Source organism: Mammaliicoccus vitulinus, from assembly GCF_029024305.1.
In the GTDB taxonomy this organism is placed as follows: domain Bacteria; phylum Bacillota; class Bacilli; order Staphylococcales; family Staphylococcaceae; genus Mammaliicoccus; species Mammaliicoccus vitulinus.
In genome coordinates this window covers 1,588,496-1,608,726 of the sequence record NZ_CP118974.1, presented here as the reverse complement: position 1 = coordinate 1,608,726, position 20,231 = coordinate 1,588,496, and the positions used below count along the sequence as shown (strand labels likewise).

The following is a 20,231-nucleotide window of genomic DNA, read 5'->3' as shown; positions in this document are numbered from 1 at the left end:
GAGGAGAAATTTATGGCATTTGAAGGGTTGTCCGAAAGACTTCAAGCCACGATGCAACGCATCAAAGGTAAAGGTAAAGTTACAGAACAAGATATTAAAGCTATGATGCGCGAAGTGCGATTAGCATTGTTAGAGGCAGATGTTAACTTTAAAGTCGTTAAAACTTTCGTTAACACAGTATCTGAACGTGCATTAGGTGCAGATGTCATGCAATCTTTAACACCAGGTCAACAAGTTATCAAAATTGTTCAGGACGAATTAACGTCGTTGATGGGTGGAGAAAACAGTAAAATTAATATGAGCAGTAAGCCACCAACAGTAGTCATGATGGTAGGTTTACAAGGTGCAGGTAAAACAACTACTGCAGGTAAACTTGCATTGTTAATGAGAAAGCAATATAACAAAAAGCCATTACTTGTAGCATGTGATGTTTATAGACCAGCAGCTATTGAACAATTACAAACAGTTGGTAAACAAATTGATGTACCTGTCTATACAGAAGGTGATCAAGTGAGTCCTAAAGAAATCACCGAGAATGCTTTGAAGTATGCTAAAGAAGAGCATTTAGATTTCGTAATCATTGATACAGCAGGTCGTCTGCATATTGATGAAACACTTATGAATGAACTTGTAGATGTTAAAGAAGTATCTAATCCTGACGAAATTATGTTGGTTGTTGACTCAATGACTGGTCAAGATGCAGTAAATGTAGCTGAATCATTTGATAACACATTAGATGTGTCTGGTGTTACGCTTACTAAATTAGATGGCGATACTCGTGGTGGTGCTGCACTTTCAATTCGTTCTGTAACGAACAAGCCAATTAAGTTTATAGGTATGAGTGAGAAACTAGATGGCCTTGAAATATTCCACCCAGAACGTATGGCATCAAGAATTTTAGGTATGGGTGACGTTTTAAGTTTAATTGAAAAAGCGCAACAAGGCGTAGATGAAACGAAAGCTAAAGAATTAGAAAAGAAAATGAGAACTTCTTCATTTACTTTTGATGATTTCCTAGAACAATTGGAACAAGTAAAGGGACTCGGTTCAATAGATGATCTTATGAATATGATTCCTGGGGCTAACAAGATGAAAGGCATGAAAAATGCTAACATGGACCCTAAACAAATTGACAATGTTCAAGCGATTATTCGTTCTATGACTTTAGAAGAAAGAAATAATCCAGAAATTTTAAACGTATCTAGAAAACGTCGTATTGCAAAAGGTTCTGGTAGAACATTACAAGAAGTCAATAGATTGATTAAACAATTTGGCGATATGAAAAAAATGATGAAACAATTTACAGGTAGCAATAAAAAAGGTAAAAAAGGCAAAAAAGGTAGTAATCCATTCCAAGGTATGAATTTACCATTTTAACAAAGGATTACAGTGAACGATGTGCGATATAAACGTGTTTTATAATCGCCATCGTTCTTCTTTTTTAAATGAAATTTAAATTGGTAAAGAGAAAACACTTTACAAACAATTTATATCCTGTTATAGTATTTACTTGTAGAAAAGAAATTATAAATGAGTAAGGAGTTTTTTGAAAATGGCAGTTAAAATTCGTTTAACACGTAAGGGTTCAAAAAGAAACCCATTTTATCGTATAGTAGTAGCAGATGCACGTTCTCCACGTGATGGTCGTATTATCGAGCCAATCGGTACTTACAATCCAGTTGCTAAACCTGAAGCAGAAATTAAAGTTGATGAAGAATTAGCTTTAAAATGGTTAGCTGATGGAGCAAAACCTACTGATACAGTTCGTGATATCTTATCAACTCAAGGTATCATGGAGAAATTCCATAATTCTAAACTTTCTAAGTAAAGCGTAGATTATATTGGAAAAATTAATACAAACAATTATAGTACCGCTCGTAGATTATCCGGAGAACATCAATATATCTAAAGATGAACAAGATTCTAGCATTACGTTCAATATAGACGTTCATGAAGAAGACATTGGCAGAATTATTGGTAAGAAGGGCAGAATGATTAAAGCCATTCGTACAATTGTGTCTGGTTCAATGAACGAGTATGGCAAGAAAGTGTTTGTAGAAGTTAATTAAGAGTGCCTATGCGGTGCTCTTTTTTATTGTTAATAAAGAAACAATTGAGGAGGCTTGGCTCAATGAATGTTGAAATAGGCAAAATTGTCAATACACATGGTATTAAAGGTGAAGTTAAAGTACTTACTGATTCAGATTTTACTGACGAACGATTTCAAAAAGGTCAACTTATTAAAGTGAAGCATAAAAATGAAGAAATACCTTTTACAATTGCATCACATAGAATACACAAAAAATTTCATTTGCTAACTTTCGAAGGTATTCATAACATCAATGATATTGAATATTTAAAAGGTTGCAAGATTTTTCAAGATGAAGAAAATGAATCGATTGAACTTGAAGAAAATGAATTTTATTATGCAGATATTATAGGTTGTACTGTATTTGTTCAAGAAGACGCTCTAGGAAGAGTAGTTGATATTATGGAAACAGGTGCAAACGATGTATGGGTCGTTAAAGGTGATAAAGAATATTTAATACCTTATATAGAAGATGTTGTTAAACAAGTTGACGTTGATCATAAAACAATTAAGATTGAACCTATGGAAGGTTTATTAGACTAATGAAAATTGATTACTTAACATTGTTTCCAGAGATGTACGAAGGTGTGTTAAATCATTCCATAATGAAAAGAGCACAAGATAAAGAACTTGTTCAATTTAATACAGTGAATTTTAGGGATTATGCAAATAATAAACATTCACAAGTTGATGACTACCCTTATGGTGGTGGACAAGGTATGGTACTCAAACCTGAGCCAATATTTAACGCGCTCAAAGCATTAGATAAGACTGAAAAGACGCGTGTTATTTTAATGTGTCCTCAAGGTGAGCCATTTACACAGCAAAAAGCTGAATCTTTATCAGAAAGTGAACATATCATTTTTATTTGTGGTCATTATGAAGGTTATGATGAGCGCATCAGAGAACATTGTGTAACTGATGAAATATCAATAGGTGATTATGTATTGACTGGTGGCGAACTGGCCAGTATGACCATGACAGACGCCATTGTGAGACTTATTCCTGGCGTGCTTGGTAATCAAGTTTCTCATGAAGACGATTCATTCTCATCTGGTTTATTAGAACATCCACAATATACACGTCCTGCTGATTATGAAGGATTAAAAGTACCAGATGTATTATTATCAGGTAATCATGCAAACATTGATAAGTGGAGACATCAACAATCCTTATTGAGAACACAGTCGAGAAGACCTGATCTATTAGATCAATATCCTCTATCTGAAAAAGATAAAAAATTCTTAAATGACAATAAAAAATAGATTGAATCAATTTACACAATGTGATATATTATTATAAGTGTGTGAACACGAAATTACTATGGTCCGCTGCTAGCATTAAATTATTTTATATAAATTGGGCAAGAACATAGTCAGAAGGAGAGAAAATAATGAGTAATCATAAGTTAATCGAAGCAGTAACTAAAGACCAATTACGTACGGACATTCCAAATTTCCGTTCTGGTGACACATTAGTAGTACACGTGCGTATCGTTGAAGGAACACGCGAACGTATCCAGTTATTCGAAGGTGTAGTTATTAAACGTAATGGTGGCGGTATTTCTGAAACGTTTACAGTTCGTAAAATTTCTTACGGTGTTGGTGTTGAACGTACATTCCCTGTACACACTCCAAAAATCGAGAAAATCGAAGTTAAACGTCGCGGTAAAGTACGTCGTGCGAAACTTTACTACTTACGTAATTTACGTGGTAAAGCTGCTCGTATTAAAGAAATTAGATAAAATAAGACTTAGGTCATTGACCTTTGAACTTAAAAAGAGTAGAAATTCATTGTTAAAATTGAATTTCTGCTCTTTTTTGTACAAAATTAAAAATATAAAAATCACCCAATCCGAAAATGAATCCAACGGATTGGGTGATTTATTTTGAGAAAAGGCATGAAATTATAAAATACTAAGTTTTATAATTTTTTTCTAAGCCATATAAGTAACACGAGTCCTATAATCATTCCTAAAATACTGATTTTAAAGAATGGGGATTCATAAGTTATAGTTACTTTTTTATCATGTTTATCGACTTTGATACTAGACATGATATAATTCACTTTATTTATATCCACTTCTTTACCATCGATTGATGCTTTTAACCCTTTTTTATAAATGATGGGTAACACAAGATTTCCAGATGGATTCTTATTTAAATCTATTTCGTAATGTGTGCGTTTGTTATGAAATTTAATATTTTGTGACTGAGCGCTCTTAACTGCATTTTTCAGCGGTTGATAGTCTTCACCATATATATGTTTTAAATTAAAACGATACGATCCTTTTTTCAACTTTACATGTACTGTGTTTGCAGATTTTATATTAGCTGTTGTAGTGTGATGAGGTCTTATATAAGGATAATTCAATCTGTATCTAAAAATTTTATTTTCATTTGTTGAAATATAGTAATTCATATCTTTAGGCTTAATGATTTTAGCATCCATCATTAAATATAGTGTTTGATATTTGTCAGCTGTATTGTTCGGTAAATCGATTGTTAAGCCACCGCCATTTTTAGTAACAGTTAATTGTTTGCCGTTGTAAGATGCATCATTGTATGAAATATGAGCAGACTTGAGTAGGTCTTTAGCTGGTTTCACTTGCTGATTTGATTTTTGATCATTTGTAATAACGCCATTTAACATGGCATGTTCTTTTTCTATTGGTGAGTTTAATTGTGTATTGTGATAAGTATTTTTGACGACTCTAGCACTAGGTAATTTCTCTGTATTTTCGTATACATGGAAATACTCGCCTTGATCTTTAAAAGAATCTATCCTTTTTGAAAGGGCTGGATAGTGTAAGTCATCTTTAGATTTTATAGTATAGTCTACATTAAATAAACTGTTTAAGTTAGCTCTTTCCGATAAGCTCGCATAATAACTATTGCTATTTCTTGGCATGCTAATAAGTAAATCTTTTTCATAAAATTTCAATATTTCTGCACTGTAAATACTGCTATAAAGCTTCGTTCCATTAAAATGATAATACATTGGTGAATTAATAGAGATAGGTCTTAACATATCAATTCTGCGTAAATCATCAACTTGATTTTCTTTTAAATTTTCAATTTCCGAAGCTAATTTTTGTGAATAAATATTGGATTTTTTAACTGTATTAATATTCGGTGTATACTTTTTAAGCACTTTATCTTGGTAATTTTGTATAAGCGTAAACTGATAAGCAATAAGGACACAACAGATAGCGATATTCAAATGCTTAATTGGGTATCTTATTTTAAACAATAATAAAATAAACAATATTGGTATGAAAATCACCCAACTATAAAAAGATTGCTGCCAAATTGCTGAAATAGCTATAAATAATATCGGTAATATCGATGCCATAATAAACTGTTTTACTGTGACCATATGAATATGCTGTATAAGCATCACTGTAAGGCCAGCAGTTATTAATGCCAATGCATATACCCATCTTCTTTCAGGCATTGAAAAACCATTAAAAAATGAGTCCATATAAGGTGATAAAGATCCAATTAAAGATAGAATTGTGAATGTAGCAAATAATTTAAAGTAATACTTTGTATATAATGGTTTTAAAAATAAAGCAACTACGGATAAGAATGATATCGTAATATAAAACCCGCCATACAACATGTTATATTGTTTTTTAAATGGGATAACTGAATCAATGTGATTATTAATCAAGCTTCTATCGTTATCGATATAAGACATGACGCCTTGAACGAAACCAAAATTTCCAATTAAAAATCCAATAAAAATACAAACGATTAAATAAAAGAATTTTTGTTTAATTGATAACAAGTCATCTTTATAGTTAAAAATCATTCTATAAATAGCATAGCAAGCTAAAATAATAAATTCATAATATGTAAAATAAAAATTAGACGTAATCGTAATCGCAATTGCGAGTATGAGCACAGTTATTTTCTTCTGAGTAAAGAGACGTTCTATACCTAATAAAGCAAGTGGTAAATAGAACATGACATCACTGAAAAAGGACCAAGTAAACGTGAAGTAATAATAAACCGTTGAGCAAGCATAGAGCATGCTTCCGATAAATGCGTACGATTTATTGATGTTGTATTTTAAAAATAAAAAATAAGTCACAATTAAGATGCATGTACATTTAAATATAGCGATTACAATTTGGTTAGCGACTACTATATTAAACAATTGATCAGAACCAGCAAAAAACTGATAGATTAAGACAAAACAAATGCTAATCCATGCAAATGGAGAAGTTGAATAATAATAGCTTAAGTTAGAAAAATAATCACCACCAAGTCCAAATCCTATATCATAAAACATCGTAAATTGTTTAGCATGTTGGACAAGGTACATTTGAAAAGGGATCATTTGTTTTAATCCATCTCCAACACTCGTATATAAATCACCAAATTTTATAAATCTATATATAGTTGGTATGTAATATAAAACTGACAGGATTATCGATAGAAGTAATAAATAAAAAATGTGTTTAAATTGCTTTGCCATATTCGATACCTCGTATTTGTATGTTATGTAAACACTTACTTATTCCCAAACTCATAAATTGTTAAACTTTAACATTCATTTATAAGGCGTATATTAATAAGAGTTTAGTATATAAATCCCAACTTAAAATAAATCATCCAATCCGTTGGAATCATTTTCGGATTGGATGATTTTATATTTCTGATTTTAGTCAAGATGAGATGGATTGTTATTGATTTTTCTTGTGATTAAAATGCTTAAACTTATAAATAGAATTGAGACGATGATCATCGTTACAAAATAGGGTGGTTTATAAGTTATTTCTATATGTTTATCTTGCTTATCTACATCAATACCAGTCATAATATGATTGACTTTGTTAACAGACGTTTTTTTGCCATCAACTTTGGCTTTTAAACCATCTCTATAAGGCATATTGATTACAGCAGTTCCTGCTTTATGAGCTTTTAAATGTATATCAATTTTGCCATTCTTTTCTTGATATGTGTAATCTTTTTGTTTATCAGCTTGTTTCAAAGTATCATAATTTTCTCCGTACAAACCTTGTAATTTTAATTTGTATTTACCATTTGTCAATGCGATAAATATTTTGCCGTCTTTCGGTACAGGTATACGATAAAGTAAATCGTCTTGATTCATTCGATATTTAGAATCTTCAAACAAGCGATGATTATCATAGTCATTTATTTGAACCGTAAAGTTAGATTGAGGTAATGCGCGTTCTAAATGCATCATTAAATACATGTCCTCGTACTTGCTTGTCATTTCTTTAGGTAAAGTTATTGTGATACCATCACCGTTGTTAGGCACCGATAATGTATCGTTATGATAATTTGCGTTCCGTGCTGTAATAGTTGTTTCGTTTAATAAATTCGGTGACTTATTTATACGCGAATATTCTTTTGAATGATCAGAAGATACAACGCCTTTAATCATTGCATGTTCCAAATCTAAAGGATTGTTGATGGTGCGTTCATCATAATATTGATCTGTCACTTTGACAGCAGGTAACATTTGTTCATTTTCTAAAATTTGATATTTACCATCATCACTTTTTATTTTGAAGTTTGCCGGAGATTCTTTTTGATAACTCTTTTTCATCATGTATTTTGTAGACCATAAACTGTATAAGTTCGATCTGCCTTGAAAATTGCTGTATCTACTTAAAGACTCGTTTTGTAAATTGACTTTAGCGTCTTTAAACAAATATTGATTTAATTGACCATCAAAAATACTGGAATATAAACTCATGCCTTTAAAATGTTGATACATTGGTGTATTATCTTGTGTTAACACTCTCCAAGCAATTCTTTCGTCAGCATCAGTTTGATTTTTTAAAGTGGATACATGATTACGTTGAAGCCCGCTATCAAAAGTACTTGCCTGCATATAAAAGTCGTTTGCTCTACGTTCATGATCATCGTGATAAATTTGGTTTTTACTATGTTCTTTTGATACAAGAAATGATAAAAATAAAATCATTAAAGCATACGATGCAATGAGCAGTTTTGAACGTTTGACTTTTAAAGTTAAAACGAGCAGACCCATTACAAATAAAAGGGGAACCATCCAAATCCATATCACGTAATCGTTAGTTATGAAATAACTTGTAAATATCACGATAAAAGCAGGTAATGAAGTTAGGATGTATTGTTTAACAGGTATAGATTTAAAATAATAAACATAACAAGCGATTAAACCACTTGAGAAAAAGGTCAATAAGTAATGCCATCTCTTTTGAGGTGCAGAAAACCCATTAAATATACTATCAACATAAGGAATAAAGCTTGAAATAATTAATACGAACGTCAATATGCTGAATAACCTATAATAATAATGTTTATATAATTTATATGTAAGCAATGCTTGAATCGTAATGAATAACACAACGATTAAATAATTATCGTAAAAAATATTATCATGTTTCGTAAAGTCTGACAGTAAAGGAATTTTACCTTGATAAATTTCTCTATTATTGCCAATAAAACTACGCGCAGAATGGAAAAATATAAATAAACTACTGCCTAAACCAAGTATACTAGCAGTTACAAGAACCTTTAACTGTTGCATTCTTGGGATAATATCATCTTTGTGCGTAAATATAAATCGATATAGAAAGTAAATGAGACCTGTTAATAACTGATAGTATGCAAAGTAGAAATTATTAATGAACGTTATGGCGACGATTATAATGAGTAGGCCTATTTTTTTATCTTTTAAAAACCTTTCAATACTTAACAGCAAAAGAGGTAAAAGCATAAATACATCACTAAAAAAAGGCCAGTATACTGTAAATCTGAAATAAATAGGTGAAACCGCAAATAAAAATGCTGCAACAATTGAAGATAATTGATTTAATCCTAATTTTTTAAATAATAGAAATGTAAACATCATAATTAAAAACGATTTTACTATGGATATAAAAATTGCATTTTGAGCCCAAAAAAGCATATGCTCAGTATTAAAATTAAAAATAAATGACCCTATCCAAATTAAAATAACGTTCATAATAAATAAAATATTGGTTGAGAAGTAATATGAAAAATCCATAAACATATCTCCACCGAGACCTAAATCAGTTGAATAGAAAAATGAACCACTTGTCCAATGTTCGTATAAATACATTTGTATAGGTAGCATTTGTTCAATACCATCATTAGGGCCAGTGAAAATAATGCCATCATTAAGATATCTATAAAGAACGTAGCTATGGCCTAAAATAGCTAAAATAAGGAATAGGAAAATATATTTGATTGCATGTTTGTTATGTAAGTATTGTTTGAATTTGTTTATCATCTATTTCACCTATATCAATATTTAATTATTTATGCGCTTTTAAATTTGTTTGTTCAATAATATATTTCGGTCTATCTTTCGTTTCATAATATATGCGACCGATATATTCACCGATCACACCAAGACTAAATAACTGTAGTCCGCCTAAAAATAAAATAGCTGAAATAATCGTAAAATAACCAGGTTCTGCTATGCCGTGTAGAAGGATATTAATAAATGTTATAAAAATATATAAAAGGCATACAAACATCGTAATCCCACCAAAATAAAAGCATAATCGAAGTGGTTTATTATTAAAACTAATGATGCCATCTATAGCATAATCAATTAATTTAAAAATAGAAAATTTTGAATGACCATCATTTCTTTCTTGATGTTCAAATGTAATGGTTGTTTTACTAAAACCAACCCATTCGAAAATCCCTTTAGAGAATCTGTTATATTCTGTCATTTTTAAAATGGAATTTACGACTTCTTTTGAAATTAATCGGAAGTCTCCTTCACCGCTTTTTAATTTTACATCAATCATATATCGAGATAGTTTATAAAAAACTTTAGCAGGAATCTTTTTAATAAATGATTCATTCTGACGATTTCTTAATGCGACTACTTGATTATAGCCATCTTCGTGTAGTTGAATCATCTTAGGAATTATTTCAGGCGGATGCTGCAAATCTGAATCCATAATAATAACAGCATCTCCATTACAATGTTCTAAACCACAATACATGGCCGACTCTTTGCCGAAGTTATTAGAAAAGGAAATGTATTTAACATGTTCATCTCTTTCTGATAAAGATTTTAAAACATTAAGTGATTGATCAGTCGATCCATCGTTAATAAAAATTATTTCAAATTGATGTGATAAATTTAAAAAGACGTTCGATACTTTTTCATGTAAAATAGAGATGTTAGTTTCCTCATTATAAAGAGGAACTATTATTGATATGAGCATAACAAACCTCCTATATAGATATGGTAAATATATCATATTTCATAAGTTTTAGATAAGAAAGGATAAATATAAATGACAATTCAATGGTTCCCTGGTCATATGGCCAAAGCGAGAAGAGAAGTAACTGAACAATTAAAAATGGTAGATGTAGTTTTTGAGCTTGTAGATGCTCGTTTACCTCTATCTTCTAGAAATCCAATGATTGATGACATTATCAAACAAAAACCGCGTGTGGTTATACTAAATAAAAAAGATATGTCGAAACAAAGTGAAACAGATAAATGGACGCAATACTTTAGAAATCAAGGTTTCTATCCAGTACAAATAGATTCAAAACATGGTAAACATTTAGGCGAACTTATGAAAGCGGCACAAGCTGCAACTAAAGAAAAATTTGATAGAGAAAAGAGTAAAGGACTACGTCCGCGTGCTATTAGAGCTATGATAGTAGGTATTCCTAATGTTGGAAAATCTACCCTTATTAATAAATTAGCCAAAAAAGCGATTGCTAAAACAGGAAATACACCAGGTGTAACAAAAAAACAACAATGGATTAAAGTTGGTAAAGAGTTAGAACTGTTAGATACGCCAGGTATTTTATGGCCGAAATTTGAAGATCAAGCGATCGGTAAAAAACTAAGTTTAACTGGAGCAATAAAAGATAGCATCGTTCATTTAGATGAAGTTGCAATATATGGCTTGAATTTCCTTTTAGATCATGATCCTGAAAAATTAAAACAATTTTATCAAATAGAATTAAATGAAGAAGATGAAGTTATCGATTTATTTGATCAAATTGGCAAAAGAAGAGGTATGTTGAAACGAGGAAATGAAATCGATTATGAAGCTGTAACAGAACTGATTATTAGAGATTTAAGAAATGCAAAAATAGGTAATTATTGTTTTGATGTTTATGATGAAATGAAGGATGGCCTATATGAAACAAAAGAGCATTAAAGAAATAACATCTGAGATTCAACAATATGCAACCATTGATGCAATAAATGGCTCAATCCATAACGAAGATGAAAGAAAAGGCGTTCAAAACGCTTTAATTAAAAGGATAAAACAGTTAGAAAAGATAGAAGAACTGAATTTGAAATACGAAAAAATGAACCAATATGAGAATCGAATATTAAGCGAAAATCAAGACGCACTTATTTGTGGAATAGATGAAGTGGGTAGAGGGCCGTTAGCTGGTCCAGTTGTAGCGAGTGCCGTAATATTGGAACGTGGCCATCATTATTTAGGCATTACCGATTCTAAAGCTTTATCACAAAGTAAACGTTCGTTTTTCGAACAGGAAATTTATAATAAAGCATTGTCTGTAGGAATAGGTATTGCAACAGTTGAAGAAATTGATGAATTAAATATTTATGAAGCGACTAAAGTGGCTATGCAAAGAGCGATAGATCAATTGAATTATAAACCTGATCATTTATTAATCGATGCGATGACACTTGCAAACGATATACCGCAGACTTCAATTATTAAAGGTGATTTGAACAGTGTTTCAATAGCAGCGGCAAGTGTTATTGCTAAAGAATATCGAGATAAACTGATGACTGAATTTAATTTAGAGTATCCTGGATACGATTTCGACAAAAATAAAGGATATGGTACTAAAACCCATCTTGAAGGTATTGAAACTTGTGGAATTACACCAATCCATCGAAAATCTTTCGAGCCAATTAAATCAAAAGTGAAATATTAGTCTAACAATTCTGGAAATTACACTCTACTTGTTTACAATAACGCTTTCATTTTCTATAATTAAGAAGTAAGCAAACATTATTGTATGTAATAGGAGGATGGAGAATGAATATCCATGAGTATCAAGGTAAAGAGATTTTTCGCTCTATGGGCGTAGCTGTACCTAATGGTTCAGTGGCTTTTTCACCTGCTGAAGCAGTAGAAAAAGCAAAAGAATTAGATTCAAATGTATATGTAGTTAAAGCACAAATCCATGCTGGTGGCCGTGGTAAAGCTGGCGGAGTTAAAATTGCTAAATCAATTGATGAAGTTCGTGAGTACGCTAAAGAATTATTGGGCAAAGTACTTGTTACACACCAAACTGGTCCAGAAGGTAAAGAAATTAAACGTCTTTTAATTGAAGAAGGATGCGATATTCAAAAAGAATATTACATTGGGTTTGTAATTGATAGAGCAACAGACAGAATTACTTTAATGGCTTCAGAAGAAGGCGGAACTGAAATTGAAGAAGTTGCAGCAGCAACACCAGAAAAAATCTTCAAAGAAGTAATTGATCCTGTAACAGGATTAATGCCTTATCAAGCTAGAAGAATTGCATTTAATATTAACATCCCTAAAGAATCAGTAAATAAAGCTGTTAAATTAATGATGTCTTTATATAATGTGTTTGTAGAAAAAGATTGTTCAATTGTTGAAATCAACCCACTTGTTACAACGAGTGCAGGTGAAGTTTTAGCGCTTGATGCAAAAGTGAACTTTGATGATAATGCTTTATTTAGACATAAAGATATCGTTGAAATGCGTGACTTAGAAGAAGAAGACGAAAAAGAAATCGAAGCATCTAAATATGACTTATCATATATCGCTTTAGATGGAAATATTGGTTGTATGGTAAACGGAGCTGGTTTAGCTATGGCTACGATGGATACGATTAATCACTTCGGCGGAAATCCGGCTAACTTCCTTGACGTAGGGGGCGGTGCTACAAAAGAAAAAGTTACTGAAGCATTCAAAATCATTTTAGGTGATTCACAAGTAGAAGGTATTTTTGTAAACATCTTCGGTGGAATCATGAAATGTGATGTTATTGCAGAAGGTATTGTAGCAGCTGTTAAAGAAGTTTCATTAGATATGCCTTTAGTTGTTAGACTAGAAGGTACTAATGTTGAAAAAGGTAAACAAATCTTAAAAGAATCTGGTTTAGCAATCGAACCAGCATCAATCATGGCTGATGGTGCTCAAAAAATTGTTAAATTAGTTCAAGAACGATAAGAAAGGCGGAGACTTACGTGAGTGTATACATCGATAAAAATACAAAAGTATTAGTTCAAGGTATTACTGGTGCAACAGCACTTTTCCATACGAAACAAATGTTAGAATATGGTACTCAAATCGTTGCTGGGGTAACACCTGGTAAAGGTGGCCAAGTAGTAGAAGGCGTACCAGTATTTAATACAATAGAAGAAGCAGTTGCTGAAACTGGCGCAACTGTATCAGTAATTTATGTTCCAGCACCATTTGCTGCAGATGCAATTGTTGAATGTGCAGATGCTGAATTAGATTTAGCAATTTGTATTACAGAACATATTCCAGTTATTGATATGATTAAAGTTAAAAGATATTTAGAAGGCAAAAAGACACGTTTAGTAGGACCAAACTGTCCAGGTGTTATAACTGCTGATGAGTGTAAAATTGGTATTATGCCTGGTTACATCCATAAAAAAGGTCATGTCGGTGTCGTTTCACGTTCTGGTACATTGACTTATGAAGCGGTTCATCAATTAACGCAAGCAGGTATTGGTCAAACAACAGCAGTTGGTATTGGCGGAGACCCTGTAAACGGAACTGACTTTATTGATGTATTAAAAGAATTCAATGAAGATGAAGACACTTATGCAGTTGTTATGATTGGTGAAATTGGTGGTACAGCAGAAGAAGAAGCTGCTGAATGGATCAAAGCTAATATGACTAAACCTGTAATTGGTTTCATTGGTGGTCAAACAGCGCCTCCAGGAAAACGTATGGGTCATGCTGGTGCAATTATTTCAGGCGGTAAAGGTACTGCATCTGAAAAAATTAAAACACTTAATGATTGTGGCGTAGAAACAGCAGATACACCATCTGTTATTGCTGAAACATTAATTAACCGTATTAAAAAAGAAGACGGTTTATATGAAAAATGCTTAACAATTAAATAAAATCATTTATAAGAATAAGTACAGTGTTTTTACGAGTTGAAGACACTGTGCTTATTTGTCGTTTCAATTTTATTTTTACCACTAACAAATATAATGATTTGTTAGTGGTTTTTTATAGACTAAATTACATTTATGCTTTATAATAATTGTAAAATATTTACAATTAAGAGTGGGAGATATACTGCAACTCTTAATTTTTCCAAAAGAACCTCAAATTCAACACCTTTAAAACCTCTTTTTAAATCAAAATCACATAAACTTCTAAAATAATCCCAATTCAATCCAAATAAGATATTAATTTGTATAAATGACATATAAAGAACAGTCATATTATTTGAAGAAAGTACAATATAATAATGAAGAAATTAGTACGAATTATGTTTATTGCGCATCAGAAAAATTAAAAGCATTCGTTACTGCCCTTTATATTCATAACATCTACAACAAGTCATTTATCATGCTTATTTATCACCGAAAATCTACACTATAAGGGAGTGTATTTTAATGAATCATTATCAACAAACTGTATTAAGGCTAGTCTATGCGGGTTATACGACAAATCACATGCATAAAATGTTAAGGTATGATCAAACATTACATTTTGTCGATTCTCGTAATGAATTTCTTGAGTTTATCTATAAAAGTGGATTTAATTATAACAATATGGTAGAAATGTATAGTAAATATGAATGTAGTGATATTGATAAAATTCTTGCAGCATTACATCATAGAAATATAAAACTTTTATTTAGCGATGATGAAGCTTATCCAAGGCTTTTAAAGGAAATTTATGATTTTCCTTTAGCTTTATTTGGTATTGGTGATTTGTCAATATTGAATAATGAGAGAAAATTGGCTATAGTCGGTTCAAGGAAGGCTACAACGTATTCTGAACAAATTTGTCATGCGATCATACCAAAGCTTATAAATGAAAATATAGTTGTTGTTTCAGGTATGGCTATGGGCGCTGATTATTTCGCACATTTAAAAACGATAGAGCATGGTGGTTTAACGATTGGTGTGGCTGCTTTTGGACTAGATTACCATTACCCTAAAGCTACGAGATATATCAATGAATTAATGAGGGAAAATCATCTTGTCATATCAGAATATTATCCAACTACTAAAGTACAAAAGTGGCATTTTCCTGAAAGAAATCGGCTTATTAGCGGATTATCTCAAGGTGTTCTTGTTACAGAAGCTGATGAACGTAGTGGCTCTTTAATTACAATTGATTTAGCTTTGGAACAAAATCGAAATGTTTATTGTTGTCCTGGGACAATTTTTCAAACGTTAAGTAAGGGTGGAAATAAAAGAATTAAAGAAGGTGCAAAGCTTGTGCAAAACGCGCAAGATATTATAGAGGATTATGATACAGTTAGTATGTGAAAAAAGAATTTTATAAAATGTTTTAATTGACAAAGCTGAATTTGTCGGTTTATCATTTACACTTGTAATCAATAGAATAAGCAAGGGGGACTTACTTTGGCAGAAAATCTTGTCATAGTTGAATCGCCTGCAAAAGCTAAAACCATTGAAAAATATTTAGGAAAAAAATATAAAGTCGTTGCTTCTATGGGGCATGTAAGAGATTTACCTCGTAGTCAAATGGGCGTTGATGTTGAAAATAATTATGAACCTAGATATATAACTATTCGTGGAAAAGGACCAGTCGTTAAAGATTTAAAACGTTATGCTAAAAAAGCAACAAACGTTTATCTTGCAAGTGACCCGGACCGCGAAGGCGAAGCAATTGCGTGGCATTTAGCACATATATTAGATATAGATAAAACTAAAAAAACAAGAGTAGTATTTAATGAAATTACAAAAGATGCAGTGAAAGATAGTTTTAAGCATCCTAGAGAAATTGAACATGAGTTAGTAGATGCTCAACAGGCACGTCGTATATTAGATAGACTAGTCGGATATAACATTTCTCCTGTTTTATGGAAAAAAGTTAAAAAAGGCTTATCAGCAGGACGTGTTCAATCAGTAGCGTTAAGGTTAGTTATAGACCGTGAAAATGAAATTAATGATTTTAAACCAGAAGAATACTGGACAATTGAAGGTTTGTTTAAACATAAAACGAAATCGTTCAATGCGAAGTTTTTACATGAAAAAAGCAAGCCAGTTAAATTGAAAACAGAGAATGATGTGCAAAAAATAACAACACAATTAGACGGAGACAAATTTGAGGTTACTCAAGTTACTAAAAAAGAAAAACTTAGACATCCGGCTAAATCATTTACAACTTCTTCATTACAACAAGAAGCTTCTCGTAAGTTGAACTTTAAAGCGAGAAAAACAATGATGCTTGCACAACAATTATACGAAGGTATTGATTTAAAAAGACAAGGTACAGTCGGTTTAATTACTTATATGAGAACAGACTCTACTCGTATTGCAGATAGTGCTAAAGCTGAAGCAGCAACGTTTATTGAAAATCAATATGGTAAAGAATATTTGTCGAAAGCTAAAGAAGCAAAAGGTAAACAAGGTGCACAAGATGCCCATGAAGCCGTTAGACCAACTAGCGTTGATCGTACACCGGATCAAATGAAAGCATTTTTATCTAGAGATCAATATCGTTTATATAAACTGATTTGGGAACGTTTCATGGCAAGTCAAATGGCTCCAGCAATCGCAGACACAGTTGCGGCTGATATCACTCAAGGTGATTTGAAATTTAGAGCAAATGGTCAAACAATCAAATTTAAAGGTTTCATGAAAGTTTATGTTGAAGCTAAAGATGATACAGATGAAGAAAAAGAAGGTAAATTGCCTCCTTTAGAAGAAGGTGACATTGTCACTGCAGAAAAAATTGATCCAAAGCAACATTATACGCAACCACCTCCACGATATACTGAGGCGCGTTTAGTAAAGACTTTAGAAGAACTTAAAATTGGTAGACCATCAACTTATGCACCAACAATCGATACAATTCAAAAAAGAAACTATGTAAAAGTGGACCAAAAGAGATTTGTACCTACTGAATTAGGTGAAATCGTACATGAGGCTGTTAAAGAATATTTCCCTGAAATTATAGATGTTGATTTTACAGTTAACATGGAAACACTGTTAGATAGAGTTGCTGATGGTGAAATTGAGTGGAAAAAAGTAATAGACATGTTTTATGAGAATTTCAAAATCGATGTTGCAAGAGCAGAAGAAGAAATGGAAAAAATTGAAATCAAAGATGAACCAGCTGGTGAAGACTGTGAACTATGTGGTTCGCCAATGGTTTATAAAATGGGCCGATATGGTAAGTTTATGGCTTGTTCAAACTTCCCTGACTGTAGAAATACAAAAGCTATCATTAAAACAATTGGGGTTAAGTGTCCTAAATGTAAAGAAGGCGAAGTTGTAGAACGTAAATCTAAGAAAAATAGAATTTTCTATGGTTGTTCACAATATCCTGAATGTGATTACACATCATGGGATAAACCGTTAGATCGTTCTTGTCCGAAATGTGAGACTGTACTAGTTGAACGTAAAAAAGGAAAATCTGCTCAAGTTATATGTCCAAATTGTGATTATAAAGAGCAAGAACAAAAATAAAAATATAAAGTGCAAAAAGTTATTTTAGTAGATAACTTTTTGCACTTGTTTTTTGATTTCATGATTTAAAAGTAAAACGTCACTAATTTTTAAAAATTAACATCACTTTATCATTTGATTAAATTCAGATTTGTTATACAATTCAATGTGGAGTGAAATTTGGAAAAGTTGAGGAGGCATATTAAATGACTTCAATTAATGTTATAGGTGCTGGATTAGCAGGATCCGAAGCGGCGTATCAAATAGCCAAGAGAGGATTACATGTTAATTTATATGAAATGAGACCGGTTAAGCAAACGCCAGCACACCATACAGATAAATTTGCTGAGCTCGTATGTTCGAATTCTTTAAGAGGAGATCAGTTAACAAATGCAGTAGGTGTTTTAAAAGAAGAAATGAGACAACTTGATTCACTCATTATTCGAGCTGCAGATAATGCTCGTGTTCCTGCGGGAGGCGCACTTGCAGTAGATAGACATGATTTTGCGGGATATATTACGGACACTTTAAAGAATCATCCAAATATAACAGTGAAAAATGAAGAAATTACTGAAATACCAGATGGACCTACAATTATAGCGACTGGTCCATTAACAACAGAAAGTTTAACTAAGCAAATAATGGATATAACTGGTGAAGAGCAATTATACTTTTATGATGCAGCAGCACCAATTATTGAAAAAGAATCCATAAATATGGATAAAGTATATTTAAAATCGCGTTATGATAAAGGTGATGCAGCATATTTGAATTGTCCTATGACTGAAGAAGAATTCAATACATTTTATGATGCTTTAATTAAAGCAGAAGTTGTGCCTTTAAAAGAATTCGAAAAAGAGATTTATTTTGAAGGGTGTATGCCATTTGAAGTAATGGCTGAAAGAGGGAAGAAAACGTTATTATTCGGACCAATGAAGCCTGTAGGTTTAGAAGATCCGAAAACTGGTGAAAGACCATATGCAGTTGTTCAATTACGACAAGATGATGCGGCGGGCACTTTATATAATATTGTTGGATTTCAAACGCATTTAAAATGGGGTGCTCAAAAAGAAGTGATTTCACTTATCCCTGGTCTAGAAAATGTTGATATTGTTCGTTATGGTGTTATGCATAGAAACACATTTATCAATTCGCCAAGTGCATTAAAAGAAACGTATCAATTAAAATCAAGAGATGATTTATTTTTTGCTGGCCAAATGACAGGTGTTGAAGGTTATGTAGAAAGTGCTGCTAGTGGTTTAATTGCTGGTATAAATGCGAGTAAATTAGTTTCTGGTTTAGAACCTATCGTATTCCCTAGAGAAACGATTATTGGAAGTATGGCTTATTATATAACACATGCCAATCATAAAAATTTCCAACCAATGAATGCTAACTTTGGATTAGTACCTACATTAGAAAAACGAATTAAAGATAAAAAAGAACGATTTGAGAAACTAGCAAATCGTGCACTTAAACACTTAAATTCATTTAAAGTCATGTTATAGTAAATTATTTTAAGATTTATTAGAATTGTGATACAATTCAGATAAATTGGGAGGAATGAGTAATGGTACATACAGTTGAGCAGCAATTTGTTGATATGTTAACGTATGAAAAACATTTTTCCACCCATACATTAAATGCATATCAACTTGATTTAAATGAATTTAATGCATTTTTACAATCAGAACATTTAACTTTAGAATCCTTTGAATATAAAGATGCAAGAAGATACCTTGCGTTTTTGTATGATAAAGGACATAAGCGAACAAGTGTATCACGCAAAATTTCGACATTAAGATCTTTATATCAATATTGGATGAGCATAGATGGTGATATTCAAAATCCATTTATTCAACTTGTTCATCCTAAAAAAGAACATCATTTACCGAGTTTTTTCTATGAAGAAGAGATGGAAAAATTATTTGAAACGCTAGACGATGGTAAGCGAACGAATATTCGAGATCGCGTTATTTTGGAGTTGCTTTATGCAACAGGCATACGTGTTTCAGAATTAGTTCATATAAAAATGAATGATATTGATTTAACTTACTCATTTGTTAAAGTTTTAGGTAAAGGTAATAAAGAGAGGATTGTTCCTTTTGGAGAATATTGCCAAAGTGCTATAACGGATTATATCGAAAGCTTCAGAAGTCAATTGAAAATAGACCATGACTATTTAATTGTAAATATGAGAGGTCAACCGATCACAGAACGTGGTGTACGTTATGCACTAAATGAAATAGTAAAGAGAACTCAAGGGGTATATCATATTCATCCCCATAAATTGAGACATACATTTGCTACTCATTTATTGAATCAAGGTGCTGATTTGAGAAGTGTTCAAAGTTTATTAGGACATGAAAGTTTATCAACAACAAGTCAATATACACACGTAACAAAAGATCAGTTAAGAAAAGTATATTTATCCGCACATCCACGTGCGTAAAGGAGA

General features: G+C 31.8%; 17 protein-coding genes. 14 read left to right on the top strand and 3 right to left on the bottom strand.

The window, feature by feature from the left end; genetic code table 11:
* Positions 1-12 precede the first annotated feature (12 nt).
* The 6 genes from ffh (at position 13) to rplS (ending at position 3,833) form a co-directional block, all read left to right on the top strand.
* The gene (gene ffh / locus PYW35_RS08090) at positions 13-1,377 is read left to right on the top strand and encodes a signal recognition particle protein (protein WP_016910738.1); all 1,365 of its coding nucleotides are present in this window, start codon (positions 13-15) and stop codon (positions 1,375-1,377) included.
* A gap of 175 nt (positions 1,378-1,552) precedes the next feature.
* Positions 1,553-1,828 carry a 30S ribosomal protein S16 gene (rpsP, locus tag PYW35_RS08085; protein ID WP_016910739.1) on the top strand — a complete coding sequence of 92 codons (276 nt, stop codon included), beginning with the start codon at positions 1,553-1,555 and terminating at the stop codon, positions 1,826-1,828.
* A 13-nt stretch (positions 1,829-1,841) separates the two neighbouring features.
* Complete coding sequence (locus PYW35_RS08080) at positions 1,842-2,069, top strand: KH domain-containing protein (protein WP_016910740.1); 228 nt, start codon at positions 1,842-1,844, stop codon at positions 2,067-2,069.
* Between the two features lie 62 nt (positions 2,070-2,131).
* Positions 2,132-2,632, top strand: a complete 501-nt coding sequence (gene rimM / locus PYW35_RS08075; RefSeq protein WP_103322968.1) for a ribosome maturation factor RimM — start codon at positions 2,132-2,134, stop codon at positions 2,630-2,632.
* On the top strand, positions 2,632-3,354 hold the full coding sequence (trmD, locus tag PYW35_RS08070; protein WP_103322967.1) for a tRNA (guanosine(37)-N1)-methyltransferase TrmD: 723 nt from the start codon (positions 2,632-2,634) through the stop codon (positions 3,352-3,354). Before rimM ends, trmD begins: the two co-directional genes overlap by 1 nt.
* Positions 3,355-3,482: 128 nt before the next feature.
* Complete coding sequence (gene rplS, locus PYW35_RS08065) at positions 3,483-3,833, top strand: 50S ribosomal protein L19 (RefSeq protein ID WP_016910743.1); 351 nt, start codon at positions 3,483-3,485, stop codon at positions 3,831-3,833.
* A 179-nt stretch (positions 3,834-4,012) separates the two neighbouring features.
* On the opposite strand, the gene PYW35_RS08060 is transcribed toward rplS, so the two are convergent.
* The 3 genes from PYW35_RS08060 to PYW35_RS08050 form a co-directional block, all read right to left on the bottom strand.
* Positions 4,013-6,574, bottom strand: coding sequence for a YfhO family protein (locus tag PYW35_RS08060; protein WP_103322966.1), 2,562 nt, complete (start codon positions 6,572-6,574; stop codon positions 4,013-4,015).
* 186 nt (positions 6,575-6,760) lie between these two features.
* On the bottom strand, positions 6,761-9,370 hold the full coding sequence (locus PYW35_RS08055) for a YfhO family protein (RefSeq protein ID WP_103322965.1): 2,610 nt from the start codon (positions 9,368-9,370) through the stop codon (positions 6,761-6,763).
* Positions 9,371-9,395: 25 nt separating this feature from the next.
* Positions 9,396-10,325, bottom strand: a complete 930-nt coding sequence (locus PYW35_RS08050) for a glycosyltransferase family 2 protein (protein WP_103322979.1) — start codon at positions 10,323-10,325, stop codon at positions 9,396-9,398.
* A 72-nt stretch (positions 10,326-10,397) separates the two neighbouring features.
* Here PYW35_RS08050 and ylqF point away from each other — a divergent pair, with 72 nt between their 5' ends.
* The 8 genes from ylqF to xerC all read left to right on the top strand — a co-directional run bounded on the left by ylqF (position 10,398) and on the right by xerC (position 20,225).
* Complete coding sequence (ylqF, locus tag PYW35_RS08045) at positions 10,398-11,282, top strand: ribosome biogenesis GTPase YlqF (protein ID WP_103323023.1); 885 nt, start codon at positions 10,398-10,400, stop codon at positions 11,280-11,282.
* Positions 11,263-12,039: a ribonuclease HII gene (locus tag PYW35_RS08040; RefSeq protein ID WP_103323024.1), complete on the top strand. Its 777-nt coding sequence runs from the start codon at positions 11,263-11,265 to the stop codon at positions 12,037-12,039. Before ylqF ends, PYW35_RS08040 begins: the two co-directional genes overlap by 20 nt.
* A gap of 104 nt (positions 12,040-12,143) precedes the next feature.
* Positions 12,144-13,310 (top strand): ADP-forming succinate--CoA ligase subunit beta, encoded by a 1,167-nt coding sequence (sucC, locus tag PYW35_RS08035; protein ID WP_103323025.1) that lies wholly within the window; start codon positions 12,144-12,146, stop codon positions 13,308-13,310.
* A 17-nt stretch (positions 13,311-13,327) separates the two neighbouring features.
* A complete protein-coding gene (gene sucD, locus PYW35_RS08030; RefSeq protein ID WP_016910750.1) occupies positions 13,328-14,236 on the top strand; it encodes a succinate--CoA ligase subunit alpha in 909 nt (302 codons plus the stop codon).
* Between the two features lie 504 nt (positions 14,237-14,740).
* On the top strand, positions 14,741-15,625 hold the full coding sequence (gene dprA / locus PYW35_RS08025; protein WP_103323026.1) for a DNA-processing protein DprA: 885 nt from the start codon (positions 14,741-14,743) through the stop codon (positions 15,623-15,625).
* A 96-nt stretch (positions 15,626-15,721) separates the two neighbouring features.
* The gene (gene topA / locus PYW35_RS08020) at positions 15,722-17,794 is read left to right on the top strand and encodes a type I DNA topoisomerase (protein WP_103323027.1); all 2,073 of its coding nucleotides are present in this window, start codon (positions 15,722-15,724) and stop codon (positions 17,792-17,794) included.
* A 185-nt stretch (positions 17,795-17,979) separates the two neighbouring features.
* Positions 17,980-19,281 carry an FADH(2)-oxidizing methylenetetrahydrofolate--tRNA-(uracil(54)-C(5))-methyltransferase TrmFO gene (trmFO, locus tag PYW35_RS08015; RefSeq protein ID WP_016910753.1) on the top strand — a complete coding sequence of 434 codons (1,302 nt, stop codon included), beginning with the start codon at positions 17,980-17,982 and terminating at the stop codon, positions 19,279-19,281.
* Positions 19,282-19,343: 62 nt separating this feature from the next.
* Positions 19,344-20,225, top strand: coding sequence for a tyrosine recombinase XerC (gene xerC, locus PYW35_RS08010; RefSeq protein WP_103323028.1), 882 nt, complete (start codon positions 19,344-19,346; stop codon positions 20,223-20,225).
* Positions 20,226-20,231: the final 6 nt, after the last annotated feature.